18 protein-coding genes and 2 tRNA genes are annotated in these 20,232 nt (G+C 68.6%); 10 read left to right on the top strand and 10 right to left on the bottom strand.

Annotated features, from left to right (window positions below; translation table 11 throughout):
- Nucleotides 1-18: 18 nt before the first annotated feature.
- Nucleotides 19-993, bottom strand: a complete 975-nt coding sequence (locus tag FD678_RS07610) for an RluA family pseudouridine synthase (RefSeq protein WP_140720842.1) — start codon at nt 991-993, stop codon at nt 19-21.
- A gap of 402 nt (nt 994-1,395) precedes the next feature.
- On the opposite strand from FD678_RS07610, the gene rne reads away from it, so the two are divergent.
- Nucleotides 1,396-4,569, top strand: a complete 3,174-nt coding sequence (rne, locus tag FD678_RS07605; protein WP_140720839.1) for a ribonuclease E — start codon at nt 1,396-1,398, stop codon at nt 4,567-4,569.
- Between the two features lie 58 nt (nt 4,570-4,627).
- Here rne and FD678_RS07600 read toward each other — a convergent pair whose 3' ends face one another.
- From FD678_RS07600 to FD678_RS07590, 3 genes are all read right to left on the bottom strand, one after another.
- Nucleotides 4,628-5,275: a response regulator gene (locus FD678_RS07600; RefSeq protein WP_140720835.1), complete on the bottom strand. Its 648-nt coding sequence runs from the start codon at nt 5,273-5,275 to the stop codon at nt 4,628-4,630.
- A gap of 271 nt (nt 5,276-5,546) precedes the next feature.
- Nucleotides 5,547-6,311 (bottom strand): sulfurtransferase, encoded by a 765-nt coding sequence (locus tag FD678_RS07595; protein ID WP_140720832.1) that lies wholly within the window; start codon nt 6,309-6,311, stop codon nt 5,547-5,549.
- A 26-nt stretch (nt 6,312-6,337) separates the two neighbouring features.
- Nucleotides 6,338-6,703 carry a DUF6164 family protein gene (locus FD678_RS07590; protein WP_140720829.1) on the bottom strand — a complete coding sequence of 122 codons (366 nt, stop codon included), beginning with the start codon at nt 6,701-6,703 and terminating at the stop codon, nt 6,338-6,340.
- A 59-nt stretch (nt 6,704-6,762) separates the two neighbouring features.
- Between FD678_RS07590 and FD678_RS07585 the strand changes: the two genes are divergently transcribed.
- On the top strand, nt 6,763-7,194 hold the full coding sequence (locus FD678_RS07585) for an FKBP-type peptidyl-prolyl cis-trans isomerase (protein ID WP_177497619.1): 432 nt from the start codon (nt 6,763-6,765) through the stop codon (nt 7,192-7,194).
- Nucleotides 7,194-8,432 carry a TIGR03862 family flavoprotein gene (locus tag FD678_RS07580; protein WP_140720826.1) on the top strand — a complete coding sequence of 413 codons (1,239 nt, stop codon included), beginning with the start codon at nt 7,194-7,196 and terminating at the stop codon, nt 8,430-8,432. The genes FD678_RS07585 and FD678_RS07580 overlap by 1 nt, the downstream gene beginning before the upstream one ends.
- Nucleotides 8,433-8,436: 4 nt before the next feature.
- On the opposite strand, the gene FD678_RS07575 is transcribed toward FD678_RS07580, so the two are convergent.
- The 6 genes from FD678_RS07575 to FD678_RS07550 form a co-directional block, all read right to left on the bottom strand.
- Complete coding sequence (locus FD678_RS07575) at nt 8,437-8,898, bottom strand: GNAT family N-acetyltransferase (protein ID WP_140720823.1); 462 nt, start codon at nt 8,896-8,898, stop codon at nt 8,437-8,439.
- Between the two features lie 12 nt (nt 8,899-8,910).
- Nucleotides 8,911-10,533: an FMN-binding glutamate synthase family protein gene (locus tag FD678_RS07570; RefSeq protein WP_140720820.1), complete on the bottom strand. Its 1,623-nt coding sequence runs from the start codon at nt 10,531-10,533 to the stop codon at nt 8,911-8,913.
- Nucleotides 10,534-10,556: 23 nt separating this feature from the next.
- Nucleotides 10,557-11,849, bottom strand: coding sequence for a nucleotide sugar dehydrogenase (locus FD678_RS07565; protein ID WP_140720817.1), 1,293 nt, complete (start codon nt 11,847-11,849; stop codon nt 10,557-10,559).
- Nucleotides 11,850-11,910: 61 nt separating this feature from the next.
- Nucleotides 11,911-11,994 (bottom strand) — tRNA-Leu (locus FD678_RS07560).
- Between the two features lie 47 nt (nt 11,995-12,041).
- Nucleotides 12,042-13,451: an oxygen-independent coproporphyrinogen III oxidase gene (hemN, locus tag FD678_RS07555; protein WP_140720814.1), complete on the bottom strand. Its 1,410-nt coding sequence runs from the start codon at nt 13,449-13,451 to the stop codon at nt 12,042-12,044.
- A gap of 91 nt (nt 13,452-13,542) precedes the next feature.
- Nucleotides 13,543-13,616 (bottom strand) — tRNA-Cys (locus FD678_RS07550).
- Nucleotides 13,617-14,405: 789 nt separating this feature from the next.
- Here FD678_RS07550 and FD678_RS07545 point away from each other — a divergent pair.
- The 7 genes from FD678_RS07545 to FD678_RS07515 all read left to right on the top strand — a co-directional run bounded on the left by FD678_RS07545 (nt 14,406) and on the right by FD678_RS07515 (nt 20,089).
- Complete coding sequence (locus FD678_RS07545; protein ID WP_140720811.1) at nt 14,406-15,137, top strand: hypothetical protein; 732 nt, start codon at nt 14,406-14,408, stop codon at nt 15,135-15,137.
- A gap of 120 nt (nt 15,138-15,257) precedes the next feature.
- Nucleotides 15,258-15,476, top strand: a complete 219-nt coding sequence (locus tag FD678_RS07540; RefSeq protein WP_073664141.1) for an AlpA family transcriptional regulator — start codon at nt 15,258-15,260, stop codon at nt 15,474-15,476.
- A 42-nt stretch (nt 15,477-15,518) separates the two neighbouring features.
- Nucleotides 15,519-16,382, top strand: a complete 864-nt coding sequence (locus FD678_RS07535) for a ParA family protein (protein WP_140720808.1) — start codon at nt 15,519-15,521, stop codon at nt 16,380-16,382.
- Nucleotides 16,366-16,611 carry a type II toxin-antitoxin system HicA family toxin gene (locus FD678_RS07530; protein ID WP_140720805.1) on the top strand — a complete coding sequence of 82 codons (246 nt, stop codon included), beginning with the start codon at nt 16,366-16,368 and terminating at the stop codon, nt 16,609-16,611. The genes FD678_RS07535 and FD678_RS07530 overlap by 17 nt, the downstream gene beginning before the upstream one ends.
- On the top strand, nt 16,604-18,307 hold the full coding sequence (locus FD678_RS07525) for a ParB family protein (RefSeq protein ID WP_140721923.1): 1,704 nt from the start codon (nt 16,604-16,606) through the stop codon (nt 18,305-18,307). Before FD678_RS07530 ends, FD678_RS07525 begins: the two co-directional genes overlap by 8 nt.
- 18 nt (nt 18,308-18,325) lie before the next feature.
- Nucleotides 18,326-18,886 carry a DUF2857 domain-containing protein gene (locus tag FD678_RS07520; protein ID WP_140720802.1) on the top strand — a complete coding sequence of 187 codons (561 nt, stop codon included), beginning with the start codon at nt 18,326-18,328 and terminating at the stop codon, nt 18,884-18,886.
- A gap of 9 nt (nt 18,887-18,895) precedes the next feature.
- Entirely contained in the window at nt 18,896-20,089 is a 1,194-nt protein-coding gene (locus tag FD678_RS07515) for an STY4528 family pathogenicity island replication protein (RefSeq protein ID WP_140721920.1), read from the top strand.
- Nucleotides 20,090-20,232: the final 143 nt, after the last annotated feature.

Genomic DNA, 20,232 nt, shown 5'->3' with positions numbered 1-20,232 from the left:
GGCGCCCCTCCGGCGGCGTCAGCGGCCCAGCCGGTCCAGCGCTTCGGCCAGTTCGTCGGCCAGCGGCGCGCTCAACAGGTACGGGGTCCGGCCGCCGTCCAGCGCGAACTCCAGCGAGGCGGCGTGCAGGAACAGGCGCTTGAGCCCGATCTGCTCGCGCAGCCGCTTGTTGACCTCGGCCTGGCCGTACTTGTCGTCGCCGGCGACCGGGTGGCCGAGGTGCTGGGCGTGGACGCGGATCTGGTGGGTACGGCCGGTCTCGATCCGCACCTCGCAATAGGAATGGCCTCCGCGCCGTTCGAGCACCCGGAAGTGGCTCAGCGACGGCTTGCCCTGCGCGTTCACCTGCACGTGCCGTTCGCCGCCCTGGCGCAGGCCGATGTGCAGGGGAGCGTCCACGCTCATCACGCCATCGGGCATGCGGCCGACCAGCAAGGTGAGATAGCGCTTGGCGATGCCGCGGCCGTCGTCGCCGTCGCCTTCCCGCATCAGCGCCTGCAACTCGGTGAGCGCCGAGCGCTTCTTGGCGACGATCAGCAGGCCCGAGGTGTCGCGGTCCAGCCGGTGCACCAGCTCCAGGCCCTGGTTGGGACGCAGCGCCCGCAGGGTCTCGATCGCGCCGTGGCTGATCCCGCTGCCGCCGTGGCTGGCCACGCCCGAAGGCTTGTTCAGGGCCAGCAGCCGCTCGTCCTCGAACACGATGGCCGCCTCCATCCGCGCCAGGAAGGCAGCGGGCGGCGGGGTCCGTTCTCCCTCCTCGGTGAGACGCACGGGCGGCAGCCGCACCTCATCGCCGCCTTCCAGCTTGCGCTCGGCCTTGGCCCGGCCCCCGTTCACGCGCACCTGGCCGCTGCGGACCAGCTTGTAGACCAGGCTGCGGGGCGCCCCCTTGAGCTGGCCGAGCAGGAAATTGTCCAGGCGCTGGCCGCTGCGGTCGTCCGGGACCTTCACGATACGTGCGCCCGACGCTTTCGGAGTATGGGGATCGGTCATCCGGCTATTTATTCTGCTACACTCGGCGGGCGAGATAAGGGTTTGATTTCGTTGGAAGTTGCCTAGGGCCAGAAGCCCCGCTTCCGATGGATCCGGCACAGTGCGCGGCCACCGCCCCCGGGGCGGCCATGTTAGCGGCTTACCGGCCTACCCGGCCATCGCCGGCGGCCTTAGGGCCGTCGCGCTGAACATGTCCCGTGCGACGCCCCAGCCTGCTGGACGCGGCCGCCGGTCCTGAAACACCAAAAAACGAACAAGCGCTCCCGCGGCCTGCCGTGGTGTCGCAGCGCTGGAAAGCTCAAGCGGACCTGTACGCGCCCGGCGCGGAGGGGTCGGCGAAACCGTTCCAGAGGCGAAACGCCATGGCGTTCCGCGCGGTAGCAGCGCGCGAGGAACGCAACAATGAAGCGAATGCTGATCAACGCCACGCAGGCCGAAGAACTGCGCGTGGCGATCGTGGACGGCCAGAACCTGTACGACATCGACATCGAACAGCCGTCCAAGGAACAGAAGAAGTCCAACATCTACAAGGGCCGGATCACCCGGCTGGAACCCTCCCTCGAAGCCGCCTTCGTCGACTACGGCGCCGAGCGCCACGGCTTCCTGCCGCTGAAGGAAATCTCCCGCGACTACTTCCAGAGCGGGGTCGACCACCACAAGGCCGGCATCCGCGAGCTGCTGCGCGAGGGCCAGGAGATCGTGGTCCAGGTCGACAAGGAGGAGCGCGGCAACAAGGGCGCCGCCCTGACCACGTTCATCTCCCTAGCCGGCCGCTACATGGTGCTGATGCCGAACTCCCCGTCGGCCGGCGGCGTCTCGCGCCGGATCGAGGGCGAGGACCGCGCCGCGCTGAAGGACGCCCTGGACAAGCTGAACATCCCCGACGACATGGGGGTGATCATCCGCACCGCCGGCGTCGGCCGCGATGCCGAGGAACTGCAATGGGACCTGGACTACCTGCTGCAGGTCTGGCGCGCCATCGCCGAGGCCGCGCTGTCCAAGCCGTCCCCGTTCCTGATCTACCAGGAGTCGCGCCTGATCGTGCGCGCCCTGCGCGACTACCTGCGCGCCGACATCGGCGAGATCCTGGTCGACACCGAGGAGATGTACGAGACCGCGCGCGAGTTCATGCAGCAGGTGATGCCGCACAATCTGCGCAAGCTCAAGCACTACAAGGACGACATCCCGCTGTTCAACCGCTTCCAGATCGAATCGCAGATCGAGGGCGCCTACGAGCGCAACGTGCGCCTGCCCTCCGGCGGCTCGATCGTGGTCGACCAGACCGAGGCGCTGACCGCGATCGACGTGAACTCGGCGCGCGCCACCAAGGGCGGCGACATCGAGGAGACCGCGTTCCACACCAACCTGGAGGCGGCCGAGGAAGTGGCGCGCCAGCTGCGCCTGCGCGACCTGGGCGGCCTGGTGGTGATCGACTTCATCGACATGGCCTCGTCCAAGCACCAGCGCGAGGTCGAGAACCGCCTGCAGAACGCCCTCAAGTACGACCGCGCGCGCGTGCAGATCGGCCGCATCTCGCGCTTCGGCCTGCTCGAGATGAGCCGCCAGCGCCTGCGCCCGTCGCTGGGCGAGTCCAGCCAGATCGTCTGCCCGCGCTGCGACGGCCATGGCCGCATGCGCAGCGTCGAGTCGCTGTCGCTGTCGATCATCCGCGTCGCCGAGGAGCACGCGATGAAGGAGAACACCGGGCAGGTCCTGGTCCAGGCCCCGGTGGAGATCGCCAACTACCTGCTCAACGAGAAGCGCCGCGCGCTCAGCGAGATCGAGAAGCGCCACGATGCGCCGATCATCATCGTCGCCGACGAGCAGTTGCATACGCCGCACTACGAAGTCACCCGCCTGCGCGAGAACGAGCTGGGCGAGGAAAGCGGCAAGCCGAGCTACCAGCGCGGCACCCCGCGCAAGCTGCCGGTGCATGCGCTCACCAAGGCGCAGCTCAACATCCCGCCCGCCCCCGCGGTCACGCAGGTCAAGCACAGCCAGCCTGCGCCGGTGCGCGAGGAAGCACCGGAACCGGTGCGCGCGCCCGCCCCTGCCGCCGCTCCCGCACCGGCCCCGGCCCCGGCGCCGGCTCCCAGCGGCGTGGTGGGCTGGCTCAAGCGCATCTTCGGCGCACCCGAACCCGCCCAGCCGGCGCGGGCCGAGCAGGCCCCGCAGCAGAAGCAGGCGGACGGCCGCGGCAACCGCAGCGAGCGTGGCCAGCGCCGTGAGCGCGACAACCGCGGCAATGGCAACGGCGGCCAGGGCAAGGAGCGCGGCGGCAACAACGCCAACGCCCGCCGCGAGGAACGCCGCCAGGGCAATGCCGGCAACGCCCAGCCGCAGCAGCCGGCGCAACCCAAGCAGCCGCGCGGCGAACAGGCGCCCGCCGCCAAGCAGCCCAAGCCGCAGAAGCAAGCGCAGCAGCCCGCCGCGCAGAAGCAGCGCCCGGCCCAGCAGGAGCCGGCCGAAACGGCACCGAACGAGCGCGCGCAACCGCCACGGCCGCCGCGCGAGGACAAGCCCGCTGCCGCCGCCGGCTCGAACGAGAACGCGGTCGCCACGGCTGCCGCCGGCACCGTCGCCGTGACCGCGCTCGCCAGCGAAGCCGTCGCCGCCAAGCCGGCCCCGGCCGAACGCGAAGCCCGCGAGCCGAACGTGGCCGCCGCGGAGGCTTCGGCCGAGGCCGCTACCGCACAGCCCCAGGCTGGCGAGGCCAATGCGACGCCGGGCGAGGCCGCCGGCGAAGGCGGCAGCCGTCGCCGCCGCGGACGTCGCGGTGGACGCCGCCGGCGCCGTGGCAACGGCGCGCCGAACGAGAACGCCGCCGGCACCGCCGATGAGCTGGACGACGGCGAGCTCGACCTGGACGAGGGCCAGGAGGTCGATGCGACCGACGCAGCCCCCGCAGCGGTCGCGACGTCGGCCGGGCCGCAGCCGGAGTTCGATTTCGACGATGTGCCCACCCCTGCCGCGCCGGCTGCCCCCGTCGTGCGCAACGAGGCGCCGCGACCGGCTCCCGTTGCGACGGTCGCGTCCGGCAGCGTTCCTTCGCCTGCGGAAAAACCCGCGGAAACGAAGGAAGCCGCTCCCGCCGCCGTCGTCCAGGCAGCGCCGGCCAGCGAGCCGCACGCCGTCGCGGCCAGCCCGGCCGTCGCCGCTCCCGAACCGGTCGCCGTGACCGCTCCGGCCGTGGTCCCGCCGCAAGCCACCGAAGCGGCCCAGGAAGCTGAGGCGGAAGCCGACACCGCCAAGGCCGACACCGCCCCGGAGACCGTGCCCGCGCCCAAGCCGTATGCGCCGGTCCAGACCACGCTGCTGGATGCGCTCGCCCCCGACGAAGCGCCCAAGCAACCGGCGCCGGAGGCCGAGCCGGTCCAGCACGCCGAGCCCCGCCAGGTCGCCGAAGAAGCGGTGCCGCAGGCGGAAGCTCCGGCACCGCGACCGGACACCGTCCCGGCTCCGCAGCCGGCGAACGAGAAGAAGCTGGCCACGGAAGTGCACGAGGACGCCTCGTCCGAACCCCAGGCGCCGGACCGCGCCCCGGAAGGCATCGTCGACAAGCCGCGCGCCGGCTGACGGCAGGCAAAAAGAAAGCGGCCGCAAGGCCGCTTTCTTTTTGGGCATCCGGAAATGCTCAGATCGTCCGGGCCGGATCGGTCAGCCCGTACTGGTTGGCCAGGCGCGCCAGCGCGATGTTGTCCTGGATCCCGATCTTCTCGAACAACCTGGCCTTGTGCGTGTTGACGGTCTTGGCGCTGAGGTTCAAGCGCTTGGCGATGTCCTCCTGGCGCAGGCCCTGGGTGAGCAGCAGCGCCACTTCCAGTTCTCGCGGCGACAATGCATCGAAGGGCGAGGCACCGCCGTCCAGGTTCGCCAGCGCCATGTTCTGCGCGATGCTGTTGCCGAGGTAGCGCTTGCCCAGCGCGACGTCGCGGACCGCGCGCAGCAGTTCCTGCGCATCGCCGCCCTTGCCGACGTAGCCGGACGCGCCGACTTCGAGCAGGCGCTTCGGCAGCGGCCCGTCCTCGAGCACCGACACGATGATGACCCGCACGCCGTAACTGCCCTTGACCAGCCGCTCGGTCACCTCCAGCCCGCTGACGCCGGGCAGGTGCAGGTCGCACAACACGATGTCCGGCTGCAGGCGCCTGATCTGCGGCAATGCATCCTCGCCGGTCTCCGATTCGCCGACGACCTCGATGTCCAACTCGTTGGACAGGATCATCCGCATACCGGTACGTACCAATGCATGGTCGTCGATCAGAAAAACTCTGATGGTCATCCGTGTTGTCCCCCAGACTGTGACGGCCAGCCGCTTGGACCAGCCTAGCTCCATGAATAATTCAGGGCAAGACATTGCGCGCCGCCAAAAAAGCATCCTTGCGGCATGCATTTCCCGAAGCATGAAAGGCGTTGGCTCGCAGCCATGACCCGGTTGCATGCAACTGTCATGCTGCTGGCTGATGCACGGCGACGATGGTCCATCCGCCGCGACATCCGATCTTGCCGATGGCCGGCCAGGCCAGGCCATCGGGCAATCCGGAATTGATCGGTCAGATTTTCCCGACCTCGGCGACCGGCTGTTCCGGATCGTGCAGGGGCTGCAGTTGCGGGTCGAGGGCGACCCGGCCATCGAACACGAAGCAGCGGCCGTCGTAGCCCTCGCCACCGACTTCCTCGAAGTAGCCGAGGATCCCGCCGTCCAGTTGCAGCACGTTGTCCATGCCGCTGGCGCGCATCCACAAAGCGGCCTTCTCGCAGCGGATGCCGCCGGTGCAGAAGCTGACCACCGTCGCATCGGCAAGCTCCTCGCGATGCGGCTCGAGCGCCTCCGGCAGGTCGGTGAACTTGCTGATCGGCAGCGTCAGCGCGCCTGCGAAGGTGCCGTATTCGATCTCCTGGCGGTTGCGCGTATCGAGCATCACCACGCGGCGTCCCCGGTCGTCGCGGCCGGAGCGCAGCCATTGCCGCAGCACGGCAGGCGACACGCCAGGGGCGCGCTCGCCCAGGGGCGAAGCGTGGTCGCGCCGGAAACTGATGATCTCCGGCTTCACCTTCACCTTGAGCCTGCCGAACGGCTGGTGGCGGCTGCGGCTGTACTTGATGCGCATGCCGGCGAAGCGGCGGTCCGACCGCAGTTCGCCGTAGAACGCGTCGATGTCCGCCTGCGCGCCGGCCAGGAACAGGTTGATGCCCTCGCCCGCCACGAGCACGGTGCCCATCAGCCGCAGGGCGGCGGCACGCTCGCGGACCTGCCCGGCGAGCGCGTCGGGATCGGCGATGGCGACGAAGTGGTAGGCGGCGGTGTTGGTGAACATCCGCCCATTTTACCCGCTGGCGGCGCCTACCCCTTCAACAGCAGGAACGGCAGCAGGACCAGCGAGGCCACCAGCAGCATCGCCAGCAGCGTCGCCAGCACGAACAGCGGCCGGCGCCGCAACAGCGAGCCGAAGGTCTCCGCGGTGCCCTCCTCCAGCGCCCGCTGCCGCTGCGCGCGGGCGGACTCGCTGCGCTGCCGCTGGTACTCCGTCAGCAACTGGCGCGCGCGCGGATGGGTGTCCGCGTCCTGCAGCCAGATGCCGCCGGCGGAGATGCCGAACACGCTCGGGCGCGTCTCGTAAAAGGCCACGCCGTGCTCGCGCAGCAGGCGGCGGACGTCTTCGGCCTCGTCGTCGGGCACGTTGCGCAGGTTCATCAGCAGCTTCGCCATGCGCGGATGATAGCCGGCATGGGTGCGATAATCCCCGCCCCTTTGCGCCGGATGCCGCCATGCTGCGATTCCCACTCCTGATGCTGCTCTGCCTGCTGGCCGGCTGCACGCCCCCGGGCCCGCCGCCGGGCGGCACCATCGCGCAGTTCAAGAAGATCGACACGCATCCCGGCGACGGCGCGGAAGCCAAGCCCGGCGACCTGGTCACCGTGCACTACACCGGCTGGCTCTACGACGAGCGCACCGCCGACAGGCACGGCGACAAGTTCGACAGTTCGGTGGATCGCGGCGAGCCCTTCCAGTTCCGGCTTGGCGGCGGCCAGGTGATCCGCGGCTGGGACGAAGGCGTGGCCGGCATGAAGGTCGGCGGCAAGCGCACCTTGATGATCCCGCCCGAGTACGGCTACGGCGATCGCGGTGCCGGCGGCGTGATCCCGCCCGGCGCCTCGCTGGTATTCGACGTCGAACTGCTCGGCGTGCGCGCGGATTGATGGCCGGGCCGGTATCCGCTGCCCGGGTGGCCGTGATCGGTGGCGGCCCTGCCGGCCTGTTCGCCGCCGAACGCCTGCGGGCGGCCGGCCTGCAGGTGGACCTCTACGAGGCCAAGGGCTCGCCGGGCCGCAAGTTCCTGATCGCCGGCAAGGGCGGGCTCAACCTCACCCATTCCGATCCGCCCGACCTGTTCGCCAGCCGCTATCGCGAGCAGGCCGGAACCGTCGGCGCGTGGTTGCGCGACTTCGACGCGCAAGCCCTGCGCGACTGGGCGCGCGGCCTCGGCGTGGACACCTACGTGGGCAGTTCCGGCCGGGTGTTCCCCGTCGACCGCAAGGCGGCGCCGCTGCTGCGCGGCTGGGTACGGCGCCTGAAGGAACAGGGCGTGCGCCTCCACGTGCAGCATCGCTGGCTGGGTTGGAACGACGACGGCAGCCTGCGCTTCGCGCATGGCGACGAGGACGTATCCGTGCGTGCCGACGCGACCGTGCTGGCGCTGGGCGGCGGCAGCTGGCCGCAGCTCGGTTCCGACGGCGCCTGGGTCCCGTTGTTGCGTTCGCGCGGCGTGGACATCGCCCCGCTGCAGCCGGCCAACTGCGGCTTCGACGTCGCCTGGACGCCCTGGTTCGCCCAGCGCCACGCCGGCGCGCCGCTGAAGCCGGTGGTCGCGCACTGGCACGACCTCGCCGGCCAGGCCCATCGGCTGCAAGGCGAATGCGTGGCCAGCGAGTACGGCATCGAGGGCAGCCTCGTCTACGCCTTGGCGGCCGATTTGCGCGAAACGATCGATCGCGACGGCCAGGCCATGTTGTGGCTGGACCTGGTCCCCGGCCGCGACGAAGCCCGCCTGTTGGCCGACCTGTCCAAGCCGCGCAAGGGCCGCAGCTTCGGCGAGCACCTGCGCCGCCAGGCCGGGCTGGATGCGGCCAAGGCCGCCTTGGTGTTCGAGCGGTTGGGCAAGGATGCCGGCCAGGACCTCGCCGCGGTGGCTGCCACGCTCAAGCGCTTGCCGCTGGTCCTGCTCCGGCCGCGCCCCATGGCCGAAGCGATCAGCACGGCCGGCGGCGTACGCCTGTCGGCGCTGGACGAGGGCTTGATGCTGGCCGCGCTGCCGGGCGTGTTCTGCGCCGGCGAAATGCTCGATTGGGAAGCCCCGACCGGCGGCTACCTGCTCACCGCCTGCTTCGCCAGCGCTCTGCGCGCGGCCGAAGGCGCGCTGGCCTGGCTGGAACGCTGAGCCGCTACCAGGGCCGCCGCATCCGTACCGAAGCCAAGGCCACGCCGCAGGGATGCGGATAGCGCTCCTCGCGTTCGACGACGAAGCCGACGCGCCGATAGAACGGCACGGCGTTGAGCGAGGCCGACACCACCAGCTCCCGGGCGCGATCGGCCCGCGCCAGCAGCCGTTGCATCAGGGCCTGGCCGATGCCTTGCCCGCCGCGGTCGGGATCGACGAACAGCGCATCGATCTCGTTGCCTTCCCGGTCCAGGACCCCATAGCCCAGCAGCCGGCCTGAGGCATCCTCGGCGACGATGCAGCCGCCCTGGGCAAGCAGCTCCGGGTAGTGCGCAGGCGGCGGCAATGCGGCCCACGGCGCGATGGCCTCCGGCGGATAATGGCTGCTGCACAGCTCGCGCACGCAGCGCGTGCGCAAGGCCCAGAGCGCATCGACATCCCCTCCGTGCCCGGCCCTGAACCGCATCGCCGTCCCCTGCTATCGCGACTTGCTGTCGCGCAGCGCCCGGATGCGCGGCGGCGGCGCGAACGAATCGCTGCGCGCATCCGCCCAGTAGTCGCGGAACACCGCATGCGCGGGCACCGCGTGCAGCAGCTCGCCCGGTTCCAAGAAGCGGTACAGCGAGGCCAGCGAACGGATTTCCACCGGCGACACGCGGCGGATGATGTGCTCCGGGCCCAGCTGCGCCGGATCGTCCAGCCCGGCCGCGCACAGCAGCTCGCGCAATGCCTTCAGCGTGTTCTCGTGGAAGCGGTGCACGCGCTCGGCCTTGTCCGGCATGTCCAGGTGCCGCCAGCGGCGCGGATCCTGCGTGGCGATGCCGGTCGGGCAGCGATCGTTGTGACAGCTGAGCGACTGGATGCAGCCGAGCGCGAACATGAAGCCGCGCGCCGCGTTGCACCAGTCCGCGCCCATCGCCAGCGTGCGCGCGATGTCGAAGGCGCTGGTGATCTTGCCCGCGGCGCCGATCCGGATGCGATCGCGCAGGTCCAGCCCGACCAGCGTGTTGTGCACCAGCATCAGCGCCTCGTGCATCGGCACGCCGACATGGTCGACGAACTCCGATGGCGCCGCGCCCGTCCCGCCCTCGGCCCCGTCGACGACGATGAAGTCCGGCAGCAGTCCGGTTTCCCGCATCGCCTTGGCGATCCCGAACCATTCCCAGGGGTGGCCGATCGCGAGCTTGAAGCCGGTCGGCTTGCCGCCGGACAACGCGCGCAAGCGCGCGACGAACTGCAGCAGGCCGACCGGGGTCGAGAACGCCGAATGCGCCGCCGGCGACACGCAGTCGACGCCGGTGGGCACGCCGCGCGTCTGCGCGATCTCCGGGCTCACCTTGGCCGCCGGCAACACGCCACCGTGGCCCGGCTTGGCGCCCTGCGACAGCTTGACCTCGATCATCTTCACCTGGTCGCCGGCGGCATTGGCGACGAAGCGCTCCTCGCTGAAGCGGCCGGCCTCGTCGCGGCAACCGAAGTAGCCCGAACCGATCTCCCACACCAGGTCGCCGCCGTGTTCCCGGTGGTAAGGCGAGATCGAGCCCTCGCCAGTGTCGTGGTAGAAGCGGCCGCGCCGCGCCCCTTCGTTGAGCGCGCGGATCGCGTTGGCCGACAGCGCGCCGAAGCTCATCGCCGAGATGTTGAACACGCTCGCCGAGTACGGCCTGGCGCAATCGGCGCCGACCAGCACCCGGAAATCGTGGCTGTCGATGTGGCTCGGCGCGAGCGAATGGTTGATCCACTCGTAGTCCACCTCGTACGCGCTGCGCAGCGTACCGAACGGCACCACGTCCATTTCCTGCTTGGCGCGCTGGTACACCAGCGAACGCTGCTGGCGCGAGAACGGCACCTCGTCGATGTCGCTCTGCACGAAGTACTGGCGGATCTCCGGCCCGATCGATTCCAGCCCGTAGCGGAAGTGGGCCAGGATGGGATAGTTGCGCCGCAGCGTGCTGCGCCGCTGGCGCAGGTCCCAGCATCCGAGCGCGACCAGCGCGCCGAAGACCGCCACGCCCCACCACCAGTCCGGCCATCGCACGGCCAAGACCGCGCTCAGGCACCACATCGACAAGCTGATGGCCAGGGCCAGGTAACGATGCATCGCGCCTCCGATTGGTCGATCCGCTACAGCCGGTCGGTGACGAGTTCCCTCGGCCAGACCGATTTCACATCGTAAACGACCGCACCGGGCTTCCCGAGCGCGCGGATGCGATCGGCATCGAACTCGCGGAACTGCCGGTGCGCCACCGCGAGCACGATCGCGTCGTAGCCGCCGGCATCCGCCTCGGGCGCCACGGCGATGCCGGCCTTGCGCCGGGCTTCCTCGGGCGAAGCCCAGGGATCGACCGCGTCCACCCTGGCGCCCAGCGCGGCAAAGGATTCCACCAGCTCCAGCGCGCGGCTGTTGCGCAGGTCCGGGCAGTTCTCCTTGAAGGTGATGCCCAGGACCAGGATGCGCGCCTGCGGCATGGACACGCCGCGATCGGCCAGCAGTGCCTGCACCCGCTCCACCACGTGCCGCCCCACCCGGTTGTTGATCGTGCGCGCGCTGTGGATCAGGTCCGGGTGGTAACCCACGCTCTCGGACTTGTGCAGCAGGTAGTACGGATCGACCCCGATGCAGTGCCCGCCCACCAGCCCCGGCCGGAACGGCAGGAAATTCCACTTGGTGCCGGCCGCGTCCAGCACGTCCTGGGTATCGATGCCGAGCCGGTCGAAGATCAGCGCCAGCTCGTTGACCAGCGCGATGTTGACGTCGCGCTGGATGTTCTCGATGACCTTGGCCGCCTCGGCGACGCGGATCGAAGGCGCCGGCCAGGTGCCGGCGGTGATGATCTGCGCGTAGAGCGCGTCGACCGCGGCTGCCGCTTCGGGCGTGGAACCGGACGTGATCTTGCGGATGTCCGGCAACCGCCGCTGGTGGTCGCCGGGATTGATCCGCTCCGGGCTGTAGCCGCAGTAGAAATCCCGGTTGAAGCGCAGACCGGACACCGATTCCAGGATCGGCACGCAGACTTCCTCGGTGGTACCCGGGTACACCGTGGATTCGTAGATCACCAGGTCGCCGGGCTCGAGCATCGAGCCGATCAGCCGCGTCGCGCTGCGCAGCGGCTCCAGGTCCGGCTGCTCGTGCGCGTCGATCGGCGTCGGCACGGTGACGATGAAGACGCCGCAGCCGGCGAGCGAAGCCGGGTCGGCGCTGTATTCGAGCAGGCGTGCGGCGGCCAGCTGGTCCGGCTGCAGCTCGAGCGTGTCGTCGTGGCCGGCCTGCAACCGCGCCACGCGCGTGGCGTCGATGTCGAAGCCCACCGTGCGCCGGTAGCGCCCGAACTCCGCGGCCAGCGGCAGCCCCACATAGCCCAGTCCGATGATGCCGATGGCGGCCGATGCGATGTCGACGAGCTTTGCGGCCGTCATGCCCTTTCCCGTTGGATGCGATCCGCGCGGCGAGCGCCGGCCGGCGACTCGCCATCTCACGTGCCCGGAGTGGGAATCGAACCCACATGACCTCGCGGTCGAGGGATTTTAAGTCCCTTGCGTCTACCGGTTTCGCCATCCGGGCATGGGGCGATAGGGTGCCTGATCGCCACGCGGTTGTGAATGCCGGGGTCAGATCGCCTTGGAATACGCGGCCTGCCGCGGCGCCTGCAGGTAGCGGTCGAAGCACATCGCGACCAGGCGGACCAGCGGCCGCCCCGCGTCGGTCACGCGCACCCTGCCCGGTTCGACGCCGACCAGGCCGTCGTCCGCCAGCGGCGCCAGCGCCCGCAGCTCGGCATCGAAGCGGCTGCGGAAATCGAGGCCGTATGCCGCCTCGATCGCGCCGACATCGATCTCCCCCTTGCACATCAGCCGCTGGATCAGGTCGGCGCGCACCTGGTCGTCCTGCGACAGCACGAGCCCGCGCCAGGCCGGCAGGCGACCTTCGTCGATGGCGGCCTCCCATTGCGGCAACCCCTTCGGATTCTGGCTGTAGCTGTCCCCGACGTGGCTGATCGCACTCGCGCCCAGCCCGAGCAGGTCGGTGCCGGCATGGGTCGTGTACCCCATGAAGTTCCGGTGCAGGTCGCCGCGGCGCTGGGCCTGGGCCAGCTCGTCTTCCGGCAGCGCGAAATGGTCCATGCCGATGTACTGGTAACCGGCCCCGGACAGGGTGCGCACCGCCGAACCCAACAACGCCAGCTTGAGTTCCGGGTCCGGAAGGTCGGCATCGGCGATCTTGCGCTGCGCGCGGAAGACCTGCGGCAGGTGCGCGTAGCCATAGATCGCCAGCCGGTCCGGGCGCGTGCTGACCACCGCGTCCAGCGTCCGCGAGAAACCTTGCAGGTTCTGCCGCGGCAGGCCGTAGACCAGGTCCACGTTCACCGAGCGGATGCCGTGCTGGCGGCAGGCTTCGATGAGCGACAGCGTTTCCTGCACGCCCTGGATGCGGTTGATGGCGCGCTGCACGTCGGGGTCGAAGTCCTGGACCCCCAGGCTGACGCGACTGAACCCGATCGCGGCCAACGCCGCGATGTCGCCCCGGCACGCCTGCCGCGGATCCAGCTCGATCGAGACGTCCCGGCCGGGCGAGGCATCGAACCGGAAGTGCCGCCCCAAACCGGCCATCAGTTCGCCGATCAGCGCCGGGGAGAGGAAGTTCGGCGTCCCGCCGCCGAGGTGCACCTGCACGACCTCGCGCCGCGGATCGAGCAGCGCCGCCAGCATCTCCGCTTCGCGCAGCACGCGCCGCACGTAGGCTTCGCCCCTGCCGCGATCGCGCGTGATCACGCGGTTGCACCCGCAGTAGAAGCAAGGATGGCTGCAGTACGGCACGTGCACGTAGAGCGAGAGCGGCCGCCCGGGCCATCGCGCCTGCGAACGGATCACGGCACGACGCAACTGCGCGGCGTCGAAATCCGCGCGGAAATGCGGCGCGGTCGGATACGAGGTGTAGCGCGGTCCTGGCCGGTCGTGGCGGCGCAGCAGCCCGGGATCGAAATTCCACGCCGGCATGGGCGGCAAGTCGGGGGTTTCCATGCCGCCACTATGGGCGGCCCTCGACCGCCGCGCCTTGATCGGGATCAATCCCTGCACCGGCAACGACGAAGCCCGCCAAGGCGGGCTTCGATGGAGGCCTGGGTCGGAATTGAACCGGCGTACGCGGATTTGCAGTCCGCTGCATAACCACTCTGCCACCAGGCCGGTGCTCGAAGTCTATCGGAAAACCGGAGGCCGGGTCACCGATACGACAAGGCCCCGCGAGCGGGGCCTTGGAAAACCTGGAGCGGGAAACGGGTATCACATCAAACACCCAACCCGTTGATGAACAACGAAGTTTCCCGTCTCGCTTGTCTGAGACGGCCTCAATTATGGCCTCAAACGGGTACCCCGTCAACGCTCCGCGTCCATCAACATCCATGGTGATCTGACGACGCCTACCGTGCGCTACGCCCTCTCGTCCCTCGCATGCGCTCGGTTGCTTGTTCAACGTGCAGCTCTTCGGGCGCATTTCGGCAGCGAACACCTGATGCGATTTCAGCCTCTCAGCATGCTGATCGCGCATCCCAAGCGTGCCACTCGCCACAGAAATTCCTGGCGGGAAGGCTCCATCGGCAGACAAGGCCCTCCATAAGGCTCCAGCGCCAACACCTGATGCCAAATGGGCCTTGCCAAGCTCGCTGGAGCGTTTGACGCTCATCCCGAATGTGACTACGGCGTGACTGCTTCCGCTCGCACTGCTCTGTGTGCCGCCAACAAACAGCAGCGACTTTGTACACCCTATAGCAGCGCTGAGCTACTGGCCACGGGCCAGCTTCCCGCGCCATGACATGACGCCCCGCTCCCGCGAGCCTCGCGTCTGTCCGAACGATTTCCTCCGCTCGGGGCGGCCGCGTCCGCGAGCGGATTCCCACTGGTCAATGTGTCGATGCACCAGTCCTATCTGGGCGCTGAGGAGCTCTCGATGAAGTAGCGTCGCAAGGAGTCAAAGGCATGCGAGAGAATTCATTGTCGGATGTGTACTACCGTCCCATCGATGCGGCAATACGATGGGCTGGACTGCTGCGGTTCCGGGACGAGATCCTGGCCGCCGTCCAACATCGACACTTGCCTGCGCATCTGGACTGCCCGCGCTGCGACGAGTTGCGGCTCTACACCGATCGCATCTACGACGGCATCTACCACGGGGAACTTCCCTATGGTCAGAACGGCATCACGACGAACGACAAGACCCTGTGGGACTCCCCCGCGCTGACCGTCCGGCACATCGACCTGAAGCAGTGGATGCTCCACTACTATCCAGGGCAGCGACCGCCTTTTCTGTTCAGCCGCATCGAACGCATCGCCCATCCCGTGATCACCATGGAGTCCGGGCACGCGCTGCTGGTGGAGCGCGAAGCGCTGAAGTCGCAGCTTGAGCAGTGCCGCCGACAACTGCATGCCTTGCAAGAGCGGCAGAAGCTGCAAGGTCCGGCGCCTCCCGCCTGCAACCTGTGCCCGTTGAGCGATCGCGCCGAAGCCACCTACCTGCACATCATCGGCGCCATGCTGACGCTGATGCTCGGTCGATCGCCGTCGGGCACGCCTTACTCCAGCTTCAACAGCCAGGAGGCCATCGCCAGCGCCTTGGTCGCGCATCACGGCCACCTCATGGGCATCACCGAGCGCACGCTGCAAGGCAAGTTCGCCCAGGCCAAACGCAAGCTGCAATCGGCCGTCTCCTGAGATTCGCAAGCCCGTATCTGCGGTCGCGGAAACCGCATTTGCGGTGTACGCGGCCGAAAGGCGCTATTCCACTACGAGTCACCCCTAACAAGCGCTCGCGAGCGCCAAGGAGTGACTGTCATGCCGGACGAAACGCCGCTTCTTCCTACCGCGGTTGAGCACCGCATCCTACGGCTCGATGAAGTCGAAGCCAAGAGTGGCTTCAAGCGCGCCCACATCTACAACCTGATGAAGGCGGGCAAGTTCCCCAGGGCCATTCGCCTGGGGATTCGTGCGATCGGCTGGGATTCGCTCGAAATCGAGCAGTGGATCGCCGAGCGCCGCAAGCAGCGCGTCTGACCCCTCCGACCGTTCCATCCCGACGCGACGAGGAATCAGACCATGCTGGCTATCTCCATCATCTCGACCAAGGGCGGTGTCGGCAAGACGACGACCGCCGCCAACCTGGGCGGCTTCGCCGCCGACGCCGGCTTGCGCGTACTGCTGATCGACCTGGACGTGCAGCCCACGCTGTCCAGCTACTACCCGCTTGCACGCCAGGCGCCGGCCGGCATCTACGAGTTGCTCGCGTTCAACGAGCGCGACCCGGACAAGCTGCTGTCGCACACGCACATCGACCGGCTCGATGTGGTGCTCTCCAACGACGACAAGGGCCAGTTGAACACGCTGCTGCTGCACGCACCCGATGGACGCCGGCGGCTACGGCATCTGCTCCCGGCCTTCCAGTCCAGCTACGACCTGGTGCTGCTCGACACCCAGGGCGCACGCAGCGCGCTGCTGGAGATGGCCGTGCTCGCCTCGGACCTGGCGCTGTCGCCGGTCACGCCGGAGATCCTCGCGGCCCGCGAGCTGCGCCGCGGCACCTTGCAGTTGATCGAGGACATCACGCCGTTCCGCCACCTGGGCATCGAACCGCCACCGCTGCACCTGCTGATCAACCGCGTGCCGCCGGTCTCAGCCAACGCTCGCCTCATCCAGCAGGCGCTGCGGCAGATATTCGCGGATCGCAGCGACGTGCGCGTGCTGAACACCGCCATCCCGGCCATCGAAGCCTACCCGCGTGCGGCAACGCAGGGCCTGCCAGTCCATCGCGTCGAAGGCCGGCGGCCGAGCGGACGCAGCGCACCGGCCGCGCTGGAGTCGATCCGCATGCTCGCCAGCGAACTGTTCCCGCAATGGCGGGACCTGTTCGATCAGGTCGGTACGAAAACCGCAAAGGAGGCCGCCCATGTCCAGCGCACATGAGTTGTCCCGCGGGCACAAGCAACTGCGCGGCCTGATCGAGTTCGCGCTCCAGCACGGCTGGGAAGTCGTGCGCACATCGGGCGGCCATCTCAAGTTCACCAAGCCGGGCCTGCCGCCGATCTACACCGGCTCCACCGCCAGCGACTACTGCGCCGAGCGCAATGCCCGCGCCCAGTTGCGGCGGGCGGTTCGGCACGCCAGCGCATCGGGAGGGGAACGTCATGGCTGACTTGACACCCGACGACATGGCCGCCAAGTTGCTTGCCAGCGGCTTCCAGCGCCAGAGCCCCGCCGCGCAGGCGTTGAGCGATCCCATCGCCGATACCCCGATGGTGGTCACGCTCGACGAGCTGAGGCCTTACGAACTCGACCCGCGGCTGACGCGCAATCCGCTCTTTGATGAGATCAAGGCCTCGATCCGCGAGCGCGGCCTGGACGCGCCGCCGCCGATCACCCGGCGGCCAGGTGCCGACCACTACATCATCCGCAACGGTGGCAACACCCGGCTGGCGATCCTGCGCGAGCTGTGGTCGGAGACGAAGGACGAGCGGTTCTTCCGCATCTCGTGCCTGTTCCGGCCCTGGCCCGAACGTGGCGAGATTGTCGCGCTGACCGGCCACTTGGCCGAGAACGAACTGCACGGCGGCCTGACCTTCATCGAACGCTCCCTGGGCGTGGAGAAAGCCCGCGAGCTGTACGAACAGGAGAGCGGCAAGCCACCGTCGCAGTCCGAACTGGCCCGCCGCCTGGCCGCCGATGGCTACCCGGTCCAGCAGTCCCACATCAGCCGGATGCAGGACACCGTGCGCTACCTGCTGCCGGCGATCCCGAACGTGCTCTACGGCGGGCTGGGACGGCATCAGGTCGAACGGCTGGCCGTGCTGCGCAAAGCGGCGGAGTTCGCCTGGGAAACGCGCGTGCACGGCCGGCACCTGAGCGTCGATTTCGATACGCTGTTCCATGACGTCCTGGCGCAGTTCGACGCGCAGCCCGAGAACTTCTCGCCCCAGCGCGTACAGGACGAGCTGATCGGGCAGATGGCCGAGCTGCTGAGCGCGGACTACAACGCCCTGGAACTGGACATCGACAACATCGAGAACCGTCAGCGGGCGGTGAACAGTCCGCCCAGCCTGCCGGCCGAACCTTCGGCGCCGCCCACGGTGCCCGCATCCGCGCCCGCCCCACCTGCAGCATCGCCGCTGCCTGCCGCCGACACGTCGGAAACCGCTACGCCGTCCTCACGCACGGCGACGACGCAGAAGCCGGCCACCCCGGCACCGGCCGCAGCACCGCCTGCGAAAGCCGAAGACGAAGATGCGGACGCGGCGAATGAACGGCTGCAAGGTCACATCGTTTCCCCGGCGGCCAGTACCGATCGCCTCCAGGCCATCCAGCAACTGGTCGCCGAGCACACGGGCGAGGCCTTGCCGGATTTCGCGGACAACGTGCTGCGTGCGATTCCGGTCCAGGCCGGCGGGCTGTTTCCGATCACCGACGTCTGGTACATCGAACCGGGGCTGGACAGTCCCGACCGGCTGCGCATCCACATCGGGCAGTTCGCCCGCGAGATCGCCGACGAGGCCGAGTTGGCCGATTGCATCGCGCCGAGCGATGCCGGGATCGGCTTCCGGTGTTCGGCGGCGCTGCCCGCCACCCACACCGCGCCGGCGTTTGGCCGCGCCGTACTGGCGCTGCTGCATGCACTGAGCGGCGACGCGACCGACAGCGCGCCAATCCATCGTGCCGGGCACGATCCCTCTGGCTTGAACACGCTGGGCGTGCTGCTGCAAGGCGCTCGTCCCGGCCATCCCATCACGATTCCCCGATTGAGCGACAACGGGCTGGTCAAGCTCTTTCGCTTGTTGCGACTGGCTCGCCGCCTTTTGGAACTGGAAGCAGGTACGCGCGATGTAACCGAGGATTGAACCGACGGGAGGCCATCCATGTCCGCACCCCACCCACTGAACCAAGCCGTCGTCGCGCAGGCGCTGCATGACTTGCGCAACGGCCAGTTGCGCCGATGCCTGGCCATGGGATTCGGCGAGCGCGAACTGGACGTGCTGAAGCAGCCGGCGCTGGTGGCACTGCTGGCCAACGCGCGAGTGCCGTGGTGCTCGGTGAAAGTGGATCGAGACATGCTCTGGCGGCTGGTCAGCCAGATGCGCGACATCGAACAGGAGATCACTTCGGTCGACCGGATGCTCAGGCTCGGCGCCAGCACCGAGATGGTCAGCAAGTTCTATGGCCTCACGCATCAGGAAGTGGCGCTGCGCCGCGAAATACTCGGCTTGCCCAAGCGCAAAGGCCGTCATCCCGTGCTGAGCGAGGAACAGGAAACCACCCTCTGGCATCGTTGGAAGCCCGCCATCACCGCACGCGGCATCGCGCTGGACGATGAAACCGCCATGCTCGGACTGACGATGGAACTGGCTGAATCGCTGTCCCTGCCCATGTCGGTGATCTGGGCCGCGATACAGGGCTGGATCGAACAGAAGCTGGTGTAGGCCATGACGATGCCCAGTCCAGGCTCGCCAGATCCAATGCCGCTTTCGGCGCTGCTCGACGGTGCGCTTCAGCATCTGGAGGCGTCCAGTCGCGCCGCGGCCAGCCCCCCGCAGCCGCAGGACGGCTTTCTGTTCTCCGGCAACCGCCACGAGGCCGTGCCGCGGGCGCTGTTCTTCGACCGGCGGTTGACGCCCTTGGAGCGCAACGCCTGGCAGGTCTGCCGCCTCATGCTTAACGACGATGGCCTCACCGCCTGGCCGACCTACGAGCAGTTGCGCCCCTGGCTGACCTCGACGCCGTGCGCCCCGAAGGCCTCCCACGAGACCGTCGCGCGGGCGCTGACGGTGCTGCGACTCACGCGCTGGCTCAGCCTGGCTCGGCGCCGGCGCGACCCCAAGACCGGCCGCATCCTCGGCAACCTCTACGTGCTGCACGACGAGCCGCTGAGCCCTTTCGAGGCCATGCAGTTGGACCCTGCTTACCTGGAACTGGTCAGCCAGGCGCTGACCCATGCCAGCAAGGCCATCCAGCGTGTGGGCCAGCAGGCATTGCGGGAGTTGGCCGACGACCCTCTGCTGCGCGGGCGCCAGTTGCCGACGCGGCTCCAAGTGCTCGCCCAGCGTCTGGCCCACACGCATCCCAACCTCGCGGACACTTATCCACAGGAGGATGACGATCAGGATTCCGAAGAAGGCAGCGAACGCCTTCTTCGGAACGAGGAATCGCCGTCTTCGGATTCCGAAACAGGCGAAAAACCCGGCAAATCCACCCCTCTTCGGAATCCGAAGCAGGACCGTACTGAAGTACTGAGTAGTCGTATAAAAGAAGTACGTACAGTACCGCGTGCGCGAGAACTCAACGGCCTGCGACTGCCCGAGCGCTTCCAGTCCTTGAAGGACGAGCAGCAGGCCGGGGCGCTGGTGGCGCTGCAACAGGTCGAGAACGATCAACGCCAGGCCGTCCTCGACGAGTGGGCCGCCCGCTGCCGTGGCAGCACGGTGCGCAACCCCGCCGGCTATCTGTTCGGCATCATTCAGCGGGCGATCCGCGGCGAGTTCAAGGCCTGGGCCGGACAGACCGACACCGCCAGCACCCGTCCACGGACCAATCCAGGCCCGGCGCCACCTGCACCGAGGGCGGCCAGTCCCGAGCAAATCCAGGCCCATCTGGCCCACCTGCGTGCCATCCTGGACAAGCCCTGAGCAGCAGACGTCCTTGGCTTTCCATGGCGCTATCCCCAGGGGATAGTTGCAACAGGGAGCCTTCCCAGTCCGGCCCCGGTCGGAAATGGGTCGAACTTGAGCTATGCGTGAACTGTGCGTAAAATGTGCCTGAAACCACTCTC

This window comes from Pseudomonas sp. Hp2, assembly GCF_006386585.1.
Taxonomy (GTDB): domain Bacteria; phylum Pseudomonadota; class Gammaproteobacteria; order Xanthomonadales; family Xanthomonadaceae; genus Pseudomonas_S; species Pseudomonas_S boreopolis.
Note: the sequence above shows the minus strand (reverse complement) of the source record. Positions and strands in the feature narration are given on the sequence as shown.